The 2,430-nt window shown below is 74.8% G+C and carries 2 protein-coding genes; both read right to left on the reverse strand.

The genetic code is table 11. From position 1 onward, the window contains the following. Window positions 1–1,191: selenocysteine-specific translation elongation factor (gene selB / locus AC1D1T_RS31810; RefSeq protein ID WP_477993358.1), on the reverse strand; the 1,191-nt coding region annotated here is incomplete at its 3' end. After that, on the reverse strand, window positions 1,188–2,430 hold a 1,243-nt coding region (gene selA / locus AC1D1T_RS31815), incomplete at its 5' end, for an L-seryl-tRNA(Sec) selenium transferase (protein WP_477993360.1). The genes selB and selA, both read right to left, overlap by 4 nt.

Genomic DNA, 2,430 nt, shown 5'->3' on the forward strand with positions numbered 1-2,430 from the left:
GCGTTGCGCCGCGGTGGGCAGCGACCACGCCGCCAGCTCGGCCAGCCGCTGCGGCGTGCGCCGGTAGCGCACCGGCGCGAACGGGTCGAGCACCGTGCCGCCGGCGATCGTGCGGGTGGCCGAGTTGTCGCGCAGCACGACGCGGTCGCCCCGCCATGCGCCGATGGGCGCCTGCAGCACGATCTGCACGAAGGCGCGGCCGCCGGGGGCAAGGCTGTCGGCCGCGGCGTCGACGCCGGCCAGCACGGCCACCGTGCCCATCGTGTCGCTCGCGCCGAGGTGCACGTGCACCGGCGTGCCCGAGCGCAGCGGGCGCGGCTCGCCGTGCCACAGCGTCAGCAGCGCATCGAGCCGGTCCGTCTCGACGCCGGCCCCGGCCCCGGCCCCGGCCTCGGCCGATACCAGCCATTGCCCACGCGCCACCTCGTGCTTGTCGACACCGGCCAGCGCCACCGCGCAGCGCTGGCCGGCATGCGCCTGCGTCGCGGCCTGGTTCTGCGTGTGCAGGCTGCGCACGCGGGCGTGGCGGCCGGCGGGCGAGGGGCACAGCGCCAGCTCGTCGCCGACCTGCACGCGCCCGGCATGCACGGTGCCGGTCACCACGGTGCCGACGCCGTCGAGCGTGAACGCCCGGTCGATCGCGAGGCGGAAGGCATCGCTCGCGCCGTCGCGCGGCGGCGTCTCGCGCGCCGCGGCGAACAGCAGCTCGCGCAAGGCCGGCAGGCCCTCGCCGGTCGGGGCCGCGACGGCGAGCACCGGTGCATCGGCGAGCGGCGTGCCGGCCAGCAGCGCAGMCACGTCGCCGCGCACCTGCGCGATGCGCGCGGCATCGACGCGGTCGCACTTGGTGATGAGCACCGCGCCGCGCGACAGGCCCAGCAGCGACAGCACCGCCAGGTGCTCGCGCGTCTGCGGCATCACGCCGTCGTCGGCGGCGACCAGCAGCAGCGCGAAGTCAATGCCGGTCGCGCCGGCCAGCATCGTGTGCACCAGGCGCTCGTGGCCGGGCACGTCGATGAAACCGATGCGCGGCGTGTACTCGTCGCCCGGCACATCGAGGAACGCATAGCCGAGCTCGATCGAGATGCCGCGCGCCTTCTCCTGCGGCAGCCGGTCGGTGTCGACGCCGGTCAGCGCGCGCACCAGCGTGGTCTTGCCGTGGTCGATGTGGCCTGCGGTGCCGACGATCATCCCAGCAGCTCGCGCAACGTGGGGAGCTGCCGGCCGAGCGCGTCGGCGTCTTCCAGGCAGCGCAGGTCCAGCAGCAGCCTGTCCTGCGCGATGCGCCCGATCACCGGCTGCGGCAGCGCGCGCAGCGCCGTGGCGAGCGCATCGAGCGCCGTGCCGATGCCCTTCTTCGACGCACCGGCCGGCGCGATCGCCAGCCCCGCCGACGGCAGCCGCTCCACCGGCAGCGAGCCGGAGCCGATCTGCCCCATCAGCTCGACCACCTCCACCTCGAAGCGCGGCGCCATCGCGGCGGCCACCGCCGGCTGCAGCTGCTGCGCCAGCGCGCGGATCGCGCCGGCCGGCCGCGTCAGCAGCCGCAGCGTCGGCAGGTCATGCGCGAGCCGCTCGGGCCGCAGGTACAGCATCAGCGTCGCTTCCAGCGCGGCCAGCGGCAGCTTGCTCATGCGCAGCGCGCGCTTCATCGGGAACTTGCGGATGCGCGCGATCGCGCCCTGGCTGCCGACGATCAGGCCGGCCTGCGGCCCGCCCAGCAGCTTGTCGCCGGAGAACGTGACCACGTCGCAGCCCGCCGCCAGCATCTCCTGCGGCAGCGGCTCGCGCGGCAGCCCGTACTGCGCCAGGTCGACCAGCGAGCCGCTGCCCAGGTCGGTGGCCAGCGGCAGCCCGTGCGCATGCGCGATGCCGGCCAGCGTCGCTTCATCGACCGAGTGCGTGAAGCCCTGCACCGCGTAGTTGCTGGTGTGCACCTTCATCACGAGGCCGGTGCGCGGCGTGATCGCGCGCTCGTAGTCCTGTGCATGCGTGCGGTTGGTGGTGCCCACCTCGACCATCTCGGCGCCCGCACTCGCCATCACGTCGGGCATGCGGAACGCGCCGCCGATCTCGACCAGCTCGCCGCGCGAGATGATCACCTCGCGCTCGCGCGCCAGCGCCGCGATCGTCAGCAGCACCGCGGCGGCGTTGTTGTTGACCACCGTCGCCGCCGCCGCACCGGTGATCGTGCACAGCAGGTCCTCGACGATCGAGTCGCGGTCGCCGCGCCCGCCCGAGGCCAGGTCGTACTCGAGGTTGTTCGGCGCCGCCATCACCGCCAGCAGGTGCTGCAGCGCGCTGTCGGCCAGCAGCGCGCGGCCGAGGTTGGTGTGGATCACCGTGCCCGTCAGGTTCAGCACCGTGCGCAGCCGCGGCGTGAGCCGCGCYTGCACGCGCGCCGCGAGCGCCGCCTGCAGCGCATCCGGC

Source organism: Rhizobacter sp. P2_H3 (assembly GCF_056403355.1).